Source organism: Pseudomonas sp. ANT_J28, assembly GCF_008370005.1.
Classification (GTDB): Bacteria; Pseudomonadota; Gammaproteobacteria; order Pseudomonadales; family Pseudomonadaceae; genus Aquipseudomonas; species Aquipseudomonas frigoris.
This window is the reverse complement of the sequence record NZ_VOBM01000015.1, coordinates 70,103-87,491: the sequence shown is the minus strand read 5'-3', so window position 1 is coordinate 87,491 and position 17,389 is coordinate 70,103. Positions and strand designations below refer to the sequence as shown.

Below are 17,389 nucleotides of genomic sequence, written 5' to 3'. Positions count from 1 at the left end.
CGACTGCAACGGCGTGCGGTCAATGGCTGTACCGGCCCCTGATCCGCCGCCAAGGACTACCGCCATGCCCGATATCGCGCTGCCCGATGTGCTGCCATCCGACCTGCATTACGTCGATGACACCCAGCCCGGCATCACCCGCAAGAAACTGCGCGGCAAGTTCTGCTACTTCGATCCCGCGGGTCAAAGCATCACCGATCAAAACGAGATCAAACGCATCAATGCCCTCGCCGTGCCCCCGGCCTACACCGATGTGTGGATCTGCGCCGACCCGTGCGGCCATCTGCAAGCTACCGGTCGCGATGCCCGAGGTCGAAAGCAATACCGTTATCACCCACGCTGGCGAGAAGTGCGTGATGCCGACAAGTACTCACGTTTGCGGGACTTTGGGTTGGCGCTGCCGAAACTGCGCAAACAGCTTGAAGCATTGCTGGCAGCTCCCGGCTTCAGTCGCGACAAGGTCATGGCCACGGTCATCACCTTGCTCGATACGACGCTGATCCGGGTCGGCAACACCCAGTACGCTCGGGACAACCGCTCCTACGGCTTGACTACCCTGCGCAACCGTCACGTCGAGGTAAACGGCAATGCGATCCTGTTCCAGTTCCGCGGTAAGAGCGGTGTCGAGCACCAGATCACCGTGAAAGACCGACGCCTGGCGCGGATCATCAAACGTTGCCTGGAAATTCCCGGGCAAAACCTGTTTCAGTACCTGGATGAAAACGGTGAGCGACACACCGTCAGTTCCTCCGACGTCAACGCCTACCTGCAAACCCTCACCGGAGCCGACTTCACAGCCAAGGACTACCGCACCTGGGCCGGCAGCGCATTGGCGTTGGCGGTTTTGCGGGAACTGCAGTGGGAGCCCGAGTCGGATGCGAAGCGGCATGTGGTGGAGATGGTCAAGAATGTGGCCAAACAACTGGGCAACACCCCAGCCGTCTGCCGCAAGTGCTACATCCACCCGGCGGTGCTCGATGGTTTTCTTTTGGGTGCGTTGGCTGAGCTGCCCAGACCACGAGCTCGCAAAGGGCTCAGGGCAGAGGAAGTCGGGCTGGCGATGTTTTTGGAGATGAGGGTCGCAATGGCTGAGGCGACTAACTGACCTGTCTATTTTTTTGCATGATCGCCAATGGCTTCTATAGTTGATGTGAACCTGAATTAGCTGCGGTGAGCCATGGAAGACATTTTCGTTGTGAAGCGATGCAACAAGATCATCATCCATGGTCGCCGGGCCGGCGAACCCGATCATCCACCACCCGACGCCGCCGTCTGGTATCGCATCGCCGATACTCGAACCCGCGGCTTCATCGGTGACGGTTTCGATCGTGAGGAAGACGCCCGGCGTGAATGCTGGCAGCTCAATGCCAGGTCGCAAGTGACGGCCCGACAAGGCTAAGGTCACCTGCCTTTTAGGGGTCTATACTGAAAAAGCTGAAGGAATAGCGACCCCATCGGCAGAAAGCTCGCACCCCGCGGGCTTTTTGCTGCCAATTACAGGTTTCTTGAACGGAGGTGTTTGCCATGTCCGAAAAAGAGTCCATCACCACGCTGCTCACCCTGCTCGACTCCCGTCAGGCTCGCCTGGCAGCGGCGTGCAAGGAAATCGCCGACTGGGTCGATCATCAAGGCGGGCACCCGACGGCCCTCAGAATCCGTGATCGGCTGAACGACATCGAGAAGGACGCGCCACTGATTCGCAATACGCTGTCTTCGCTCAAACCTGTCGACCCGCCCCTGCCGCGGTTCAGATGATTCGATCTGGACATCCTCAAGGACACGGCCTGATTCAGGACGCATGAACGGCGACCTTATCGTCACCGGGTGCGTCCTTGCCTGAACGCTTCCTGCTACATCCCCCCAACCCGGCCTGGCGCTGGGCTTTTTTATTGCTTCGCAGTCTGTTTCACACCGTGTTCACAACTCACGCCCTACAGTGACTGGACTCCTTTGAAGACTCCCCCTGGCCCGCCCGCATGCGGGCCTTTTTTTTGCCCATTGCGCAGGCAACGAACGTCGCCGTACGCTGGAGGTCAAACCATTACACGCAACGAAGGAGACGTCTGATGGTTACTCACTTCAAAGTCGGCGGGCATCTGGCCTGCGGTCACAAAGGCAGCAAGCTCGTTTCAACCAGCGAACTTACCCGGGTGAAATGCAGAAGCTGCCGCAACACGGACGCGTTCAAGGATGCGCGCAAAGACCAGCGCAACGCTGCACGCCGCGCCGCACGCAAAGCCAAAGTTACGCACACCACCAATGACTGGCGTACGGCTTGGGTCGAACGGCTCACCGCCATGGATGGACTACAACGATTGCCTCGTGGTTTTACCGGTCAGCCTTTCGTTTAGCTGACAGCATCAACGGCTGAATCGAATTCACTCGATTCGGCCGCTGGCGCCAAGATTTCCAGCAACGACATGCGTTTGAAGGCTTCGACCAGGCCACGCCCTCCTCGGGTGCACATGAGGGATGAAATCGAAGCAGCCTGCGCTTCCGATTGAGATAACGGGTGCGCGTTAGTTGGATGATACTTAACTAGTGCACACTGAATTGATTGTTAGTAGTCTTTGTATTTTGGTCTACAAGCCAAACTGAAGCGCTATCACTGTGCACGGTATTGCATTCCTTTCCATATTCTTTATAGGTGACGCAGATCACGTCACCCGCCACAGTCCAATTACCTTTAACGCCTGGATAATTAGCGATTTTAATTAACGCTTCTCCGCCAGGACTCAATGTTTCCGTGAACAGCTCGCCTTTGGCGGTTTTGCTTTTGAGCTCACGACCAATCAACACTTGGTGAATTCATCCCGCTTAATTGCCTCGCCCCAGCAGGTGCGGGGGTATGGGCATCGTTTGGAATCTGAGGTCCGGAAGAACATCCAGAGAGAAAGAACGCTACAGCAGTGGCAGTCGATAACTTACTCACACTTCCACCTCTTACAATTTTTTATATTCAGACAACGTAACTTTTAAGATTAGATAACCCCAAACTGATCAATATATTTTTTGACGATAAGATCAATAGCGGCGCCAGCGAGGTGTGCACCATTGCCATGCAATTTTTTGGCGGCAAACAGATTCCTCGACTAGGGTTCTATCGAACCAAAATTTCGCCGACGGTGTTGGCGGGCACTCATCAAGGAGGGGACAGATGACATCAATTCGTAAGACCGAGCAAACCTATCGCACCTGGTCCAGCCCAATCTTGCTTGAACTCAAGGAGAGAGAGCACCAGCTGGACGCTGACGCCCGCCAGGCCCTTCAAAATGTCCTGATAGAGAGAAGGCTTGTCGATACCGGCAACCCTTCTGGCGAAGATCGACGCGGCGCTAATCCAGGGGCTAGCGGCCGGGGTCAATAATTGCCAGGGGCTAAAAAACAACAAGCCAGAAACAAACAAGGGTTTGCATCAGCTTTCGCCCGCAAACCCTTGATTTAAGATGGTGCCCGAAGCCGGAATCGAACCGGCACGCCCTTACGAGCGGGGGATTTTAAGTCCCAAGAGAAAATCAATCAGGCCGTGCCTTCCAATAGCTTTTCCGGGTCGCAATCAGGCAAAAAAGGATGCCATGCAGCCCAATGTTTCCGCATACCTCTAAATGATTGCGGCCCGGAAAAACCCATGTTCAAAGAGAAAAAATGACCGCTCAGCGCGAGTCGAAACAACATTACACTATGCCAATGATGCATACATCCACGCGCTCTACTGGTATCGCCTCGACCCCTAGCACCCCATGCACGCAGTACCCCTGTAAGACCTTGTGAAATGGCCGTTTTTACTGGCGCTCGCTGCAATCGAATGCCCACAAGTGCTTACACGTGCGTGAGAGAGTCACGCAAAAGTCACGCACCCATCTCCGGCGTCCTGCCGACCGAACACCAATCCTTTTTTGACTGCTACGCTTTTCCCAACCACCCAGAGGAATCGCCTTGCCAAATTCAGACCTGCTCCCTTCCCTGCTCTTCAAGATCAACGAAAACCAGCTCGCCCTGGAGGCCGCCATTATGGAGCTTTCCAATTGGGTCGAGGCCCGCGGTTCGGCTGACGTCGCCGACAACGTCCGCGGCGCCTTGGACACCATCGACAAGAACGAAGAGTTCATCAAGCTTACGCTCGCGGTGCTGATGACGCCGGAATGACTGCTATTGGCTGTGGATTCAACCAGTCGCCGCACCTGGCATCAACTGAGTTGATCGACGACCCTTATCTGCGTCAGCCCTACCAGCTCAGCCTGCTCTAAAATCTCCTTCGGCGTCGCGTCCGCGGTTGGCATGATCAGGCTGTTCTCTCCATCCCCAAAATGCAGCTGTAGCAGGTGCATCGCCGCCTCATGTGCGGGCAGCTGAGGCTGCTTTAATTCGAACATGTATGTGCGGGGCTCGCCGTTGAACAGGTATTCCAAGGTGAAGTTGCGCATGGTGAAATCCTCATAATGGGAGAAGTACAGCTAACTATCCTGACTTAATGGTCAGTTTTTAGTTCAAGTGTTCCACCGACCGTACATCTCTCATAACCTACGGTCCGTCGCCTCACCCTCGCCACAATAGTCACGTCTCGATTACTGTACGTACAACCAGTATTTGTACAGCGAATCCGTCCCCATGAATTTCGACCAGGCTAAAGCGCTGAGACTTCAGCAGTGGCGCTCGACCCTCGACGACCACGACTTTCGAATGCAGAACCCTGAAGCCCACAGACAGACCCTTCACGAAATGAGCGCTGCCCTCGTTACTGAAGGCTTGATCGACGAACTTCAGCAGTTCGACATGAACGAAATGGCGAACGCTGCTTACTGGCATGCGGTTGAAGAACTTCATACCTCGCCAGCCCGGTACTGCGGCGCTTCTGCCTACGACGTTTTATCGCGTTGCAATGGCGAGCTATTCGGCCGCATCGGACAGTCAATTTTCTATGCCGCAAGCACGCTTGCCGACAACGCACGATCCTCATACAACGGGAAAATTTACCGCGATGCCTCCGGGGCGAACCTTATTTTCAGCCCGTCCGGTGTTTCCGCGAGAATTGTCGGACTTATATTGACCCTACCTGATGGGCAGCAATACGACCTTGTCGAAACAGGGCGAACACTCGAGGGGATCACCCATGAGCCTATAGAAGATCCGGACATCTACCGCGCGCTGGTGGACGCAGCTCAAATTGCCCACGAGTGCTGTGATCTACGTGCTTTCGAAAGAGTACGGCCGCGTCTCGATTTGGCCAGGTTCCGCACCTGCCCCGCTTGCCTTGATCGTTTTGATCGGCGTGAAGATTGCTCGACATGCGCTGGCAGAGGGTTTGTAACGAAGCCTTCGGCCGCTGGTCTACCCTGAATGTACAGCCGGAGGGTTCAACCATGTGCGGACGCCTTTCACAGTATCGGGGCATTCACGACTTCGTCGCGGCGCTCAGCATTCCAAACGCAATGATCAACTATGCCGGCGACCAGCCTATCGAGCGCTATAACGCCGCTCCGACCACTCTGCTTGCCCTCTTTCACCAAGAAGGTCAGTTTCTGCGCGCTGACATGGTTCGCTGGGGCTGGCGCTCACACTGGGCCAAAGACCGCGCGGCACCGATCAATGCCAGGGTCGAGAAAGTCGCCCATGGGCCGTTCTTCCGGGCGATCTGGCCGCACCGGGCAATCATTGCCATCGACAACTGGTTTGAATGGGTGGATGAAGGCGGACCGAAAAAACAACCCTACCTCATCCGCAGGAAAGACCGGGAGCCGATCCTTTGCGCCGCCATCGGCCAGTACCCCAACGCGGAGCACCCACCAGGTGAGCACGACGGTTTCGTAATCATCACCGCCGACAGCGCGGGCGGAATGGTCGACATCCACGACCGGCGCCCGGTGACGCTATCCCCGGAACTGGCCCGTGAATGGTTGGACCCGGCAACACCAAAAGAGCGCGCCGAGCAGATGGTACTGCTCCAGAGTGAGCCGACTGAGGCGTTCGAGTGGTTCAAGGTCGACCGAGCCATTGGCAATGTGCGCAATCAGGGACCCGATTTGATAAAGCCAATGGAGCCGGATGGGTTGTTCTAAATAGGTGCCAACGCTTTCAGCCGATCTTCGGTGGCGACATCGAAAATGACATAGAGCTGATCAATTGTTGAGTCATTCAGCGCTCCGGACGATTCTAGGCCCAGGACGAATCCTTCAGCTCGGGCGCCCGCCTTCGCCGCAACAATCATCGAATCAGCCCGTGCGATCTGAGCAAGAAGCTTATCGGCCTCGCGCTCAATCTTTTGGCTCAGCGATATACCTTCCATACGGCCACCCAGTCATTCAGAGAATGGGGGAAGGATAGCTGCATGCTCGTCTTAAGGAACATCCTTGAAGAAAACGTGATGGCCGAGCTTCAGCGTCTGTTTGGCCTTCGCCGCCCAGTCCGGTGCCTTAGGCATAGTGGTCGCGTAGTAATGCGTGGCCCCGCCGGTTGGATCTGGTGCTTTACCGGCCAGCACCTGATCAGCGGCGATCTGTGCCTGAGCGAACTCGCGGAATGGAATCGGCTTTGCACCGCACAGGTAAACAAAGTTCGGGTCGTTCCTGTTCCAGCAGCTGAACTGGTACGGCTTCTGGCACACGCCGGCGTAACCCTCGCCCCACCACGACTTGGCTTTGCCGTCGTTGACGCGGTTGCGGATCGTCCAGGCCACGGCAATCTGGCCAGCCAGTGATTCGCCGCGCGCCTCACCCCATAGCGTGCGAGCGAGGATATCTCGGTCTTTGTCGGTAACTGGCATCACTTTTCTCCAGGCAAAAAAATCCCGCTCGATGGCGGGTTGCGTTGTACTGCGGTGGCGCATCAGATCAGGTCAGCGGCCACAGTTTGGGGGTCTGCCACGATTACCGGCACCGCTGGCTCAACTGGCCAAACCGGCGCGGCGTACCAGGTCGGCTGCACGGTGACTTTGCCCAGCGCGAACTTGTAGGTTTTCCACGCTTTGAGATTGATCAGGAGCGTGGCCTGCTCTGCCTCATCTTCCTCGGTCGCTTCGCCAATTTCGATGCCAAACCCGATCGTGTCTATGCGCTCCTGAATACGGGCAATCTGCGCGAGCGCTTTTATGTTCCTGCCTGACAGCTCAGCTTTGGCTGCAGCCAGTTGAGCTGCTTCGACAGCAGCGTCCTTCATAGCTTTGGTGATGAGTTGCGACCAATCGATATTCATTGATTGTCCTCAGGCGAGGCTTCGAGTGCTGGCTCCGGCAGCGGGCCGGGGAAGACAACAGGGCCATCGGGCACGTTATTCAGAGGAACCGGGAAAGCCTGCTCGGGGCTGTAGTTCCAAGGCATGGGAAACAATAGTGTCAAGATCAGCTCACCATTTACCTTGTCAACATTGCCCGCAAACCACTCGGAATTAATCGCTGCGCGTGGAAGTGTGTCGCCGTCCCCTATTAATGAAAAGTCAAAAGACTCCCCATTTACAATCAGCGTGCTTCCTGACCGGAATACTTCCAGCGTATCGTCCCGCCGCTGCGGTGAAAGATTAATCAGCATTAGAACCACCTCCCAACTGCAACTAACTTTTCAGATACCGTGGTAGCCACGGGACTGGTGTAATCGATCACGAAGAAATTACATGTAGAGACCGTTGTATTCGGATCGGCATTCAAGGCGTGGACACGACCTGCCCCCCTCGCAGCGCCAGTGACTACTGGAGGCGCGGCGAATGAAGACGGAAACGTCCAGCTCCCGTAGTAGTACCAAATACTTCCGTAAATCGTGAAGTCGCCAACCACAAGCCCATAGGATCGCGATCTGGTACAGATCATCAGCCCGCTGGCAAACTTCCAAGCCTCGCCATTTGCGCCTGAAACGTACTCCATCAAAGCGCCCGTTGGCGTTCCGCCTGATTGCGACACAGTACCAATGATTGCGGCCACTGCAGCAGTGCCGAGACCGAGACCGCTACGTGCCAGAGCTTGAGTAGTACCACCAGTTCCGCCCTGCGCGACACTTATTGCGGTAGTCAAAGCATTGAACGATGTGATGTCGTTGTTTGCGCCAGACTTAGCAGCCGTGATAACTAAGCGGGCATCAACCGCCGCCGCTTTTCCGAGCATGTCTTGCATCATGACAGACAAGTTGGTGATCCCGGTTCCACCCTTGCCGACTGGCAAAACATCATAGTTACCAGTCGTGCCCAATGCTGCCAGCTTTGCGCCGTAAGTATTGACCAGGGCCCGCAGCGCGTCGGCCGAATCTTTGACGTAGCCCTGCATTGGGGCGAGCGCGAAGGTGCCCGCCGCATTGGTCGACCCCTGGTAGTTCGGCGAGATCGACAGGGCCGTGTCGCTGGCAATGTTGGTGACTTCGTACCAGCCACCATCCGGTCCGCGAAAAGCATCGCCAACACGTCCGTTAGCAATGAAAGATGTACCCGAGCCAATGACGGCAGTGGAATTTTGGGTGACAGAGACAAGACCTTGCTTATACCAGCTCATAAATATACCTTCTGCACAACCGGTACAGTTTCATTAATGGAGTATTCCTTGAGCGCGAAAATTGATTTGAGTGGGCATCGATACGGAAACCTATTGGTAACAAGCCCCGCGAAAGTGGAAAAAGGACGAACCTCATGGCACTGCACATGCGATTGCGGAAAAGCAGTGATACGTCATCAGTTGAGCCTCAGATCGGGCCGGACGCTTTCTTGCGGATGCCGAAAGAAAATTCCAAATTCAGGACACTTCAAAACAACTCATGGCATAACGCGAAGACTGCCTGGAGAGCCTGTAGACAGGGTCTACGGAATATGGGCGACGATGAAATCGCGAACGACAAACCCCAAAGCACATGGCTTTGAAAGGTATGGCGGTACTGGAATCACTGTCTGTCCCGAATGGCTAGAATCCTTTGAGAAATTCTTGGCGGATATGGGCCGGCCTCCATCCGATAGCCATACTCTTGACCGAAAAGATCCTGCATTGGGCTACACAGCGGGAAACTGTCGGTGGGCAACCTACAAAGAGCAGAACAGGAATCGAAAAAACGTAGTTCTTGTTGAGTTTGAAGGCGCTCAGCGCCCGCTCTCCGAGCTTGCCGAAGAATTTAATCTTCCCGTAAAAGCCCTTTACATGAGGGTGATTAAGTATGGCTGGGAATTGTCCAGAGCCTTGAACACCCCAATTAGGTCGAAACCATTGAAGTCAGGCCAGTAATTTGGCGCAGAGGAATGGACGGTGACCTTGGTCAGTCCAGGCGGTTGTTGCGAGGCTGTACATCATGATGCGGCCGTTGGCGTAATCGACGCCCAGAGCACAACCACCACCCGATGCATTGTTGTGGCAGTTCATGGCGAAAGGGTTCAGGGAGACATACTCGCCTGAGCCGAGCATCTTGTTAATTCCCCAGAAATACCGGCGGCCCACGGTCAGCTGCTCGTCTCCGAGGTACGTCCAGTTTCCTGCCGCGAAGGTCACGACAACCGCCGGCGCGCCACTGTCGTAAACAAGCGCCGCGTTCTGATCCCACAGCCGCAGCCCATAGGCTGCCGTGCCCATGGACGCCCAGGCGGCCGCGAAATACTGGCCGCTTAACGTTGCGTTGACGTTGGATGCCTTCATGGTGAACCCGGTCCAGTTTCCCGGCCCACCGGTGAACCACACCGATATCGGAATCTGAATCGCCCCCTGATCCGGGCGAATGAACACCAGTGGCGGATCTGAGCTTGTGATTGCCCTGGCAAATACCCCCGTCGCATTGGTAGTCCCCGAATACGCCCCCTTGGTGAGCATGCAAAGTCTGGGGGCCTCGGCGTCAATCTGAACAAATGCATTGTCGTTGATGCTCTGAAAACCAAAACTCATGTCGAGTACCTTATCGCGTAGGCCTTTGCGGCAACCGTTGAGCCGATAGTGGAAGCACTTGATGATGGGTTTTTGCGCCTGACAACCACCTGGTTCACCGCCGTGGTGACAAACGGATAGGACTTTTGGTTCCCGCTCCCGTCGGTCTCGGATGACTGCACATCCTGTGCCCTGGCCGGAATCATCATGAACACGCAGTTGGCCGGGTTGAAGCCCGGAATGCTCAGCGTGTAGTCGGGCGCGACTCCACTGAAGTCGATCACGCCCTGCCAGATCACCTGGTAGGTGAAACTGTTGGTGTCCATGGATAGGCCACCGTTTGCATCAAAAACACGTAGGCCAAATGAAGCCATGGTTCACCCCAGATAGCCGAGCCGGACACGTAACACGTTGTTGGCGTCGTAGACCGAGACGTTTAGCGAGTTGATCACCAGCCGCCCCTGACCGGGGACGATGCCGTTGATTTCAAGCGTTCCGTCTTTATTGAGAATCCAGCCTTGCTGGCCGGCGATGTAGTTCGTCGAGCTGATGTAGCTGCCGATCTTGGCGTTGGTGATCGTGCCGTCTGCGATAAACGCCGAGTTCATGAACACCTGGCCACCCTGCACCGCAAACGGAACCGAGATGGCACCGCCGGCAATGGTGTTCACGATGGCGAAGCGATCGGCACTCACCAGGAACTGGCTTTGCAGACCAGCACCGGTGTTCTCGATGCCCAAGCCGATGCCGGCTGCGACGTACTGCCCCCCTGCGGTGATCTGCATTTTGACCGACCACATCGTGGTCAGCTTGCCGGCGGTGTCGGCGTATGCCGTCGACGTCTGCTGAATCGCGGCGGTGTTTTGTCCCACCGAAACATTCAGCTGATCGATCTTCGTGGACGTCGCAGACTCGTTCGTGGCGACCACCTGTTCCAGCTCGGTAATGTTCGCCGCGTTCTCGCCGATGGCGGCGTCGAAGGTAGTGAGCCTCTGCGCCATGGCATAGTTTTCAGAGGTGCGAACCTTTGATTCCGAAGCGATCGCAGCGGTGCTGGTCCAGCCCTTCAGCGCATCCGCCAGATCCCCTTCGCCATTGTCGTCGCGGGATGACGCTCGCAACGCTTGGAAGGCCGTCGATTGGGCAGTGACCACACCGTCGAGCTCGGTGATCTCGGTAGTATTGGTCGCGACCTGTTGCGCCAGACCATTTGCAGTTTCAATCGACTGCCCAACATCCAGCCAGTAAGTGGCGTTCGGCGGTGGCGTGTTGATTGGCACTGGGACTTTTGCCTGGAATATCCGGCCATCCTCAATCACCATCTGGTCTTTCTCGTAAATCACGTCCGGCTTGTAGCCGGTCAAGCCGTCAAGCGCATCAATCTGCGCCTGAAGACCAGGAATCTTCTCGATCTCGTCCAGCAGGTCCTGGCCCAACTCTGTTTCAGTGATTTGCCCCTCGATCATTTCCAGAATGGCCGAGGAATCAGAGCTCGACTGCCCCTGCACACCCATACCAATCGGGTACCACGGGCCGATATTGCCGATCCGATCCACCAGCCGCGCCCAGAAGTAGAAGGTCACACCAGCCTTCAGGCCAAGCATCGAGAAATCGCTTTGCGGGTACGACAGGTCCGTCAGCTTGGTTGCAGCCTCAAGGCTGGTCGTCGGCCCGTACCAGACTTCAGTCCGCTGGGTGTCTTCGGCGCCAGCCGGGAATCCCCACTTCAGGTAGATACCGAACAGCAGCGGCGTGGCCGTCAGGAACGACACCGCCGGCGGCAAGCCTTCCTTCCCCTTGAGGTTGGTCAGGATCGAGTTGCGCCAGATCGATGAGATGTCGAAGGCGCTGACCGCTCGGACACGGGCCACGTAGGCCCCGGCGTAGATGCCAACCACGTCGACACTGGTCATCCCAGTGCGCTGAAGCTTGATCCAGTTGCCGCTGTCCTTGCGCCACTCCACGTCATAGCTGACCGCACCGCTCACCGCCGGCCACGTAATGGTCATGGTGGCGACGGCGATGCCCTGGGATACAACCGAGTTTGACGTAACGGTCACGCTGGCCGGGGCCGGAACGACAGTAATCGGAATCACGCTGATCGGCCGCTCCTCCAAGCGCGCGCCGGTATCGATGAAAGCGAACTTGCTCGGGTCGTACTGGACGGCCGAGATCTCAAATACGCCTGGCTCCGGGCGCGACACGCTGGTCACGCGATACAGCGGCACCGCCAGGTCGTCGGCATCCAGCGCCCAGACGAGTTCGGGCTCCGGCACTGCAGAGAAGGCAACTGTCACGGTAACCACGCGTCCCGCAACCGATTGCACGGTGCGGCCTTCACACTTGCCGTTGGGCAGGTTCACGATCAACCGGTCCCCGGCCTTGGCCTGGGTGTCGCGGTCGAGCGTGATCGAGCGGCCAGCAACCGCCGAGATGCGACCGCCGATCGCGCGGCCGGCCAACAGTTCGTCAGCCACGGGAATGACATAGCCAGGCAGCGGGATGCGACCATCGAGGCCAACACGGAAGTTGATCCCGCGATCTTTCGAGTTGGTCAGCAGCGCCCATTTACCGCGGCGTTGCGCTTCCGATTCGCGGGTGCAGCCGATTGCGCTGATCTCCAGCGGGTTGTCGCCATAGCGCCGCTGAAGCTTGGCATCAGTAACCGCAGTGACGTCGGTGTCGTAGTTGTTGGCCGGGTTGTCGTAGCTGATCAGGGCTCGGCTGTACCGAGTGCGCTCCGACGCGCTCGAGTAAGTGAACTTGCCGTCGATGACATTCGCCCGGGTATAGGCAAAGTCGAAGTCAGTTGCGCGCGGCATGTCCGACAGAGTGAACACTTGGCCCTGCGCCCAGTAAGTCATGCCCCGATAGATCGCCGAGATATCGCGCAGCAGCGACCAGGCATCGGCCTTGCCTTGAAGGTTCAGGTTGCAGATGAAGCGCGGCTCTTGGCCGCCTTTTCCGTCCGGCACCAACTGATCGCAATACTGGGCGATCCGGTACAGTTCCCACTTGTCGACCTGCCATGGCTTGATCCGGCGGCCCAGACCGAAGCGGTCACTGACAGTGATGTCATAAGTCATCCACGCCGGGTTATCGGTCCATGCCTGCTTGAAAGTGCCGTCCCAAATACCGGTGTAGGACCGGCTGTCTGGGTTGTAATTGCTCGGCACCGACATCTTCTTCAGCTTGGTATCGACAGTCACAGCAGGAATGCTACGAAACTGCTCGGCCGAAAACTCGATGTAGAGTAGCGCTGTATTCGGATAGCGCAGCTTGGCGTCGATGACCTCGGTGAAGCCGGCGATCTGCATGGTGTCGGCGATTTTGTTGTTGTTCTGGTTCGGCGTAATGCGGGTGACGCGGATCAGCCAGCCACTGGTAGCGGCGGGCAAATCAATGCGGCGGGTTCGTTCATAGGTGCTGGTGGTTTTGCCGTCGACGGCTTCGCTCAGCACTTGCTGATAGGCGCCACCATCGGTGGCCAACTCAACCTTGTATTCAATCCGATAGCCATTCACGTTGCCGCTGGCATCAACCGATTGCAGCGCCGGCCAGGCGAAGCGCAGGCGCACTGCTGACAGCTCGGTATTGCTGATCGCCCGAACCCATGGCGTGCCGCTGCGCAGCTCGATGCCTAGGGTGGTTTCATTCTCCACCGACGGGATACCCTGGATGTAGCCTTGTTCAACAGAGCCGTTGCGATACTCCCACTTCACGTTGGGGAAGTTCATGTTGCCCTGAGGATCTTGCAGCGGCGTGTTGTCGAGGTAGATGTCCTGAGCTGTGGGGTTTCCGGCGAACTCGCCCTCGCCCATTGCGATCAGGATCTTGGCCACGGCTACCGAGCGCAGACTGTCGGGCGCCTCCGTCGGGGTTTTCGGCTTGTCCGATCCGCCTTTGGCGCCGTAAATATCAAGCTGCTGTGCTGCGCCCATGCTTTTCTCCAGGCAATAAAAAACCGCCTCGTGGGCGGCAGTGGTGTTCGTGACGTGACTACATCTGGTCTTCGGCGTATATCGCGGCGCTGATGATCGCCCCGCCCACCCGGCGCTTCCCGTAGCAGAGCGGCACTGGGTTGCCGGATGCGGTGGTGTTTTTGGCGCTGCCGAAGGCATAACCCGGGGTGTTCTCGGGGGCTGCGCTCGTCTTCAAACCGCTGGGCTGTGGACTCAACATTTGGATAACACCACCGGCAACCAACGCAATGCCCACAGGAAGTAGAGCCTGAAAGCCAGGGATGAATGAGGCGACGATCAGAATTGCGCCAACGATAGTTTGGAGGATCCCCGCTCGCTTGCTGCCAGTGATCACAGGTGCAATGCGGATCTCACCCGATCCGCAGTATCCAAGCTCTTTTTCATCAATATTTTTTGATCCGCGAAACACGGCAAATTCGATACCTCGAGATTTTGCGTTTGAAATGAAACGTTCAAAGCCGGGGATCTGAATGCACAGCGCCTTTATGGCTTCCGCCGGGGACCGCACCGAAAGCCTGAACGAACGACCGAATTGCCGGAGTTGCCCGTAAAGCAAGATGGTGGTCATGGGCTGATACTCAATCGCTTGCGCTGACATAGTTCTTTTCTCCAGACATAAAAAAACCGCCCGAAGGCGGCGTTTCGTAAGTGTTTAAAGACAGCTATTAAAGGAGCTTTTCAAATCTGATCGTCCCAATTGCTGCCACGCAACGCGCTGGTAAAGCTTCACACTGCTACCTGTCGATACCTTTTTGATGTCCAGCACATCATCCGTCTGACCGTTCATTTCACTGCCGGCGACAATGCGATAGCCAGTGCTGGTTTCGCTCATGACGGAGCTCGATCGATAGTCCTGCCAAGATGGGTACACGCACAGGGCGTAAGCTTTCGGGTCCTTCTTTGATCTGCCAGAGAGCTCGGGAGAACCTTTCAACAAATCCGAAGGTGTAGTGCACCCCGCCAACAGCGCCACCGCCAACGCTCCTATCAAAATCCGCATGATTTTTCCTCGTCCTGAAAGCGCCACCATATCACCGGTTTACGCCTGTACAAATCCTCAGTAACGCCCCGCTAATGTTCAGGAGTAGCGTTTGGCCTTCATCAAAGCCAGGGAGCGGTCATGTCAATCAGAAGTCTTGCGAAAAACCTTCCGGCAGATCCAGATAATCCTGGCTCGGTCCTAGGCTGGGGAGTGATTCAGAAATCGCCGTGGCGGTTCATCGACATTTACGCGTCCAAGGATACGGCTGAAGCTGAATCCTCAGTCCGTGGGCCACGCTATAGCGTCGAATACGGATCTCACCGCCCTGGTACGGGCGACTTCATCGGCGGGCTTACACCGCCGAAGTGACCGGAAGCTTTTCTTCTGCAAAACGGATTCGGCCAGGGCCTGACACGAGCTTGGCTGCGAGCCCAGGCCTTCCAGTGTACGCACGGCGGTAGCCATCCTTGCTCTGGCACTTGCCGGTGAATTTCACTCGATCGATCTCGACGTCGCCATCAAGAATGGCAACTTCGGCCTCAGCGCCGCAGATACCGCCGTCGGTAATAGTGAAGAGGTCGTGAATGGTCAGCACATAGCGCTGGCTTGGCTGCATACAGCCCTCCTGCTGCCGGATGGGCAGTGAACATTAATTGAAGGATTTCCCAGTCCTTTGCCTGCAAGCCCAAGGACTGGGATTGCGCCAATTTCGGCGCGGGTAATGAAAGGAAACTGAAATGAGCGACAAACGAACACTGACTTCATTCGACACGGGCGTGATTGCTGCGATCACCTTGATAGGCACAGCACTGGCAGCGTTGGAACCATCGAAACGAGACATGATAAAGTCGTCGGCCGAATCTCTTATAACGATGCTTCCAGCGGATGGGGAGCTCGCAGATGGTTCTTCTGCACATCACGTCCCGCTTCAAGCGTTAATAGCAGGTCTTTACCCAGAGAAGTCGAAGAAATCTGTCGGCTGATCCATTTCAAAACCTTCCCTGCGTCTTGATGCCCAGGGAAGGTATCTGGCTGGCTGGCATCAACAGCCGAAGTGTTTCGATTCATACATATCTCCAACGGCTTCGCCGCGTCATGTGGCTAATTGTGCATCTTTGTGCCTGAGGATCAGGCGTGTTCGGTCCAGCCAAGGACCGCCGAAAACGATGATCTCGCTCGGCCTGCCGTACAGGTGGTGCAGCAGGAAGGGCCCAGGCCCGAAGGTATTTGCCTCTTCGTCAGGCAACGCCGGATCGGCACCGAGGAAGATGCCGGCATGGTTTGGGTAAACCGTCCGACCTACTTCCATCACGATCATGTCGCCGTGCTGTGGCTGGTCGACCCGGTAAAAGCCGGCGGCCTCGTAGTTCGCCTCGTACAGGCTGGCGTTTTCCTTGCTCTCCCACCAGCCATCGGCGCGTTTGAAGGCTTCAAACTCAATCCCCCACTCGCGTTTGTACCAGTCGGCGCAGACTTGCCAGCAGTCCCACGCACCATGCACGAACGGCCGGTTGAGCAGCGGCGTGTTTCCGGCCGGGGTAATGCTGCGCAGATCCCCTTCCGGCCAACTGAGGATGTGCCAGGGCAAGGCTGTCGCCTCGCACATGGCCAAGTCGTGCGGCGATGGCCGACTGGTTGCATCTGGGTGGGTGTGGAAGATACCGATCACCTCGCCCGCATCTTCGGCCGCGGCGTAGTCCTCGGGATCGATTCGAAACTCTTCGGCCGGCTCATTGGCGATGTTCCGGCACGGGAAGTACTTCTGCTTCCTACCGATCGCCAGCAGCAACCCACAAGCCTCTTTCGGATACTGGGCTGACGCGTGCGCTGCCATGGCGCTCAAGATGTGCTTGCGCATGGTCAACTCCGTGCGATCAGGGATACCGCGGGGAATCCGCCGTGAGGAAGTTGGTTGTTCTCGCCGAAACGCAATTTGCAGGACTTGAGCCCGCCCTTGCACTCGTCCTTGCTCGGGTCGTCCGCGGGGTTGTCGTCGTCATCAAACATCGCACCGCCGGTGTAGCCGCAGTTCGGCCCGCGGTAGCCGCCGGTCATTGCCCAGTGGCAGAAGATCGTCATCTGCCGGCCCGGCAATCCGTGGTTGTCGATCTCACCAGGTGAGGACAGCTCCCATTGCACCACCTCGCCGTCTTCACTGGTCTTCTGATCGATAAACCAGATTTCCAGCGCCTCCTGCGTCGGATCAGCCGTCGGATTGCCCTCAGGGAAGTTCGCAGCATCCAGGTACTTCACCATGGTTTCGCGTACGGTCAGTTGAAACTTCAGCAGGTCATCGAAGGCCAGGCACAGCGCCGTAATGCGTCCGTTGACGTTGGCAGCCATGAACGTGGGCCGAGTCGCACTGCCATTGCTGTCGGCGCCGACGCCCTCAATCTGCACTGGCCAGGCCGCGTATTCGTTGCCCTGCCACCAGATCGACTTCGCCGGCAGATCCTCTTCCGAACCCTCATAAGCCAGCAATTCTTCCGGGGTGTGCGGGATAGCGTGGGCATGGAAGCGCAGAAAGTCCGCACCGTATTCAGTGCCGTCAATTTGAAACAGCCGCACTTCCCCGCCGGGCTCCAGCTTCTGGATGTCCGTAATCAAAGCCAT

The 17,389-nt window shown here is 56.9% G+C and carries 24 protein-coding genes and 1 tRNA gene; 9 read left to right on the top strand and 16 right to left on the bottom strand.

All coding sequences use genetic code 11. From position 1 onward, the window contains the following. Positions 1-64 precede the first annotated feature (64 nt). From FQ187_RS13080 to FQ187_RS13065, 4 genes are all read left to right on the top strand, one after another. The gene (locus tag FQ187_RS13080; protein WP_149629811.1) at positions 65-1,105 is read left to right on the top strand and encodes a DNA topoisomerase IB; all 1,041 of its coding nucleotides are present in this window, start codon (positions 65-67) and stop codon (positions 1,103-1,105) included. A gap of 72 nt (positions 1,106-1,177) precedes the next feature. After that, a complete protein-coding gene (locus tag FQ187_RS13075; RefSeq protein WP_149629810.1) occupies positions 1,178-1,399 on the top strand; it encodes a hypothetical protein in 222 nt (73 codons plus the stop codon). Positions 1,400-1,524: 125 nt separating this feature from the next. Then, positions 1,525-1,755 (top strand): hypothetical protein, encoded by a 231-nt coding sequence (locus tag FQ187_RS13070; RefSeq protein WP_010460746.1) that lies wholly within the window; start codon positions 1,525-1,527, stop codon positions 1,753-1,755. Positions 1,756-2,066: 311 nt separating this feature from the next. Then, positions 2,067-2,351, top strand: a complete 285-nt coding sequence (locus tag FQ187_RS13065) for a hypothetical protein (protein WP_149629809.1) — start codon at positions 2,067-2,069, stop codon at positions 2,349-2,351. A 187-nt stretch (positions 2,352-2,538) separates the two neighbouring features. Here FQ187_RS13065 and FQ187_RS13055 read toward each other — a convergent pair whose 3' ends face one another. Further along, positions 2,539-2,799, bottom strand: coding sequence for a hypothetical protein (locus tag FQ187_RS13055; protein WP_149629808.1), 261 nt, complete (start codon positions 2,797-2,799; stop codon positions 2,539-2,541). A 358-nt stretch (positions 2,800-3,157) separates the two neighbouring features. Here FQ187_RS13055 and FQ187_RS30370 point away from each other — a divergent pair, with 358 nt between their 5' ends. Beyond that, positions 3,158-3,367 (top strand): hypothetical protein, encoded by a 210-nt coding sequence (locus FQ187_RS30370; protein ID WP_149629807.1) that lies wholly within the window; start codon positions 3,158-3,160, stop codon positions 3,365-3,367. A gap of 80 nt (positions 3,368-3,447) precedes the next feature. Here the strand turns inward: FQ187_RS30370 and FQ187_RS13045 are convergent. Beyond that, positions 3,448-3,562: transfer RNA gene (locus FQ187_RS13045), tRNA-OTHER, on the bottom strand. Positions 3,563-3,936: 374 nt separating this feature from the next. Here FQ187_RS13045 and FQ187_RS13040 point away from each other — a divergent pair. Next, positions 3,937-4,146, top strand: coding sequence for a hypothetical protein (locus tag FQ187_RS13040; RefSeq protein ID WP_149629806.1), 210 nt, complete (start codon positions 3,937-3,939; stop codon positions 4,144-4,146). Between the two features lie 41 nt (positions 4,147-4,187). Here FQ187_RS13040 and FQ187_RS13035 read toward each other — a convergent pair whose 3' ends face one another. Further along, positions 4,188-4,424, bottom strand: coding sequence for a hypothetical protein (locus FQ187_RS13035; protein WP_149629805.1), 237 nt, complete (start codon positions 4,422-4,424; stop codon positions 4,188-4,190). A 184-nt stretch (positions 4,425-4,608) separates the two neighbouring features. On the opposite strand from FQ187_RS13035, the gene FQ187_RS13030 reads away from it, so the two are divergent. Both FQ187_RS13030 and FQ187_RS13025 read left to right on the top strand, forming a co-directional pair. Continuing rightward, positions 4,609-5,337, top strand: a complete 729-nt coding sequence (locus tag FQ187_RS13030; protein ID WP_149629804.1) for a hypothetical protein — start codon at positions 4,609-4,611, stop codon at positions 5,335-5,337. Between the two features lie 23 nt (positions 5,338-5,360). After that, positions 5,361-6,056 (top strand): SOS response-associated peptidase family protein, encoded by a 696-nt coding sequence (locus tag FQ187_RS13025; protein ID WP_149629803.1) that lies wholly within the window; start codon positions 5,361-5,363, stop codon positions 6,054-6,056. Here FQ187_RS13025 and FQ187_RS13020 read toward each other — a convergent pair. From FQ187_RS13020 to FQ187_RS12965, 11 genes are all read right to left on the bottom strand, one after another. Further along, on the bottom strand, positions 6,053-6,283 hold the full coding sequence (locus FQ187_RS13020) for a hypothetical protein (protein ID WP_056740689.1): 231 nt from the start codon (positions 6,281-6,283) through the stop codon (positions 6,053-6,055). The two genes, FQ187_RS13025 and FQ187_RS13020, sit on opposite strands and share 4 nt — an antisense overlap. Positions 6,284-6,334: 51 nt before the next feature. After that, positions 6,335-6,760 (bottom strand): cell wall hydrolase, encoded by a 426-nt coding sequence (locus FQ187_RS13015; protein ID WP_149629802.1) that lies wholly within the window; start codon positions 6,758-6,760, stop codon positions 6,335-6,337. 62 nt (positions 6,761-6,822) lie between these two features. Further along, a complete protein-coding gene (locus FQ187_RS13010) occupies positions 6,823-7,188 on the bottom strand; it encodes a phage tail protein (protein WP_149629801.1) in 366 nt (121 codons plus the stop codon). After that, on the bottom strand, positions 7,185-7,520 hold the full coding sequence (locus FQ187_RS13005; RefSeq protein ID WP_149629800.1) for a hypothetical protein: 336 nt from the start codon (positions 7,518-7,520) through the stop codon (positions 7,185-7,187). The genes FQ187_RS13010 and FQ187_RS13005 overlap by 4 nt, the downstream gene beginning before the upstream one ends. Continuing rightward, positions 7,520-8,467, bottom strand: a complete 948-nt coding sequence (locus FQ187_RS13000) for a phage tail protein (RefSeq protein ID WP_149629799.1) — start codon at positions 8,465-8,467, stop codon at positions 7,520-7,522. Before FQ187_RS13000 ends, FQ187_RS13005 begins: the two co-directional genes overlap by 1 nt. A 705-nt stretch (positions 8,468-9,172) precedes the next feature. Continuing rightward, positions 9,173-9,832 carry a hypothetical protein gene (locus tag FQ187_RS12995; RefSeq protein WP_149629798.1) on the bottom strand — a complete coding sequence of 220 codons (660 nt, stop codon included), beginning with the start codon at positions 9,830-9,832 and terminating at the stop codon, positions 9,173-9,175. Continuing rightward, positions 9,829-10,137: a hypothetical protein gene (locus tag FQ187_RS12990; protein WP_256667307.1), complete on the bottom strand. Its 309-nt coding sequence runs from the start codon at positions 10,135-10,137 to the stop codon at positions 9,829-9,831. Before FQ187_RS12990 ends, FQ187_RS12995 begins: the two co-directional genes overlap by 4 nt. Positions 10,138-10,188: 51 nt before the next feature. Then, on the bottom strand, positions 10,189-13,752 hold the full coding sequence (locus FQ187_RS12985) for a host specificity protein J (RefSeq protein WP_149629796.1): 3,564 nt from the start codon (positions 13,750-13,752) through the stop codon (positions 10,189-10,191). A 58-nt stretch (positions 13,753-13,810) separates the two neighbouring features. Next, on the bottom strand, positions 13,811-14,392 hold the full coding sequence (locus FQ187_RS12980) for a tail assembly protein (protein WP_149629795.1): 582 nt from the start codon (positions 14,390-14,392) through the stop codon (positions 13,811-13,813). Positions 14,393-14,446: 54 nt separating this feature from the next. After that, positions 14,447-14,794 carry a hypothetical protein gene (locus tag FQ187_RS12975; protein WP_149629794.1) on the bottom strand — a complete coding sequence of 116 codons (348 nt, stop codon included), beginning with the start codon at positions 14,792-14,794 and terminating at the stop codon, positions 14,447-14,449. Positions 14,795-15,128: 334 nt separating this feature from the next. After that, a complete protein-coding gene (locus FQ187_RS12965; protein ID WP_149629792.1) occupies positions 15,129-15,392 on the bottom strand; it encodes a hypothetical protein in 264 nt (87 codons plus the stop codon). Positions 15,393-15,513: 121 nt separating this feature from the next. Between FQ187_RS12965 and FQ187_RS12960 the strand changes: the two genes are divergently transcribed. Beyond that, positions 15,514-15,759, top strand: a complete 246-nt coding sequence (locus FQ187_RS12960) for a hypothetical protein (RefSeq protein ID WP_149629791.1) — start codon at positions 15,514-15,516, stop codon at positions 15,757-15,759. Positions 15,760-15,869: 110 nt separating this feature from the next. On the opposite strand, the gene FQ187_RS12955 is transcribed toward FQ187_RS12960, so the two are convergent. Continuing rightward, positions 15,870-16,634, bottom strand: coding sequence for a C40 family peptidase (locus FQ187_RS12955; RefSeq protein WP_149629790.1), 765 nt, complete (start codon positions 16,632-16,634; stop codon positions 15,870-15,872). 2 nt (positions 16,635-16,636) lie between these two features. Further along, a complete protein-coding gene (locus tag FQ187_RS12950; RefSeq protein ID WP_149629789.1) occupies positions 16,637-17,389 on the bottom strand; it encodes a phage minor tail protein L in 753 nt (250 codons plus the stop codon).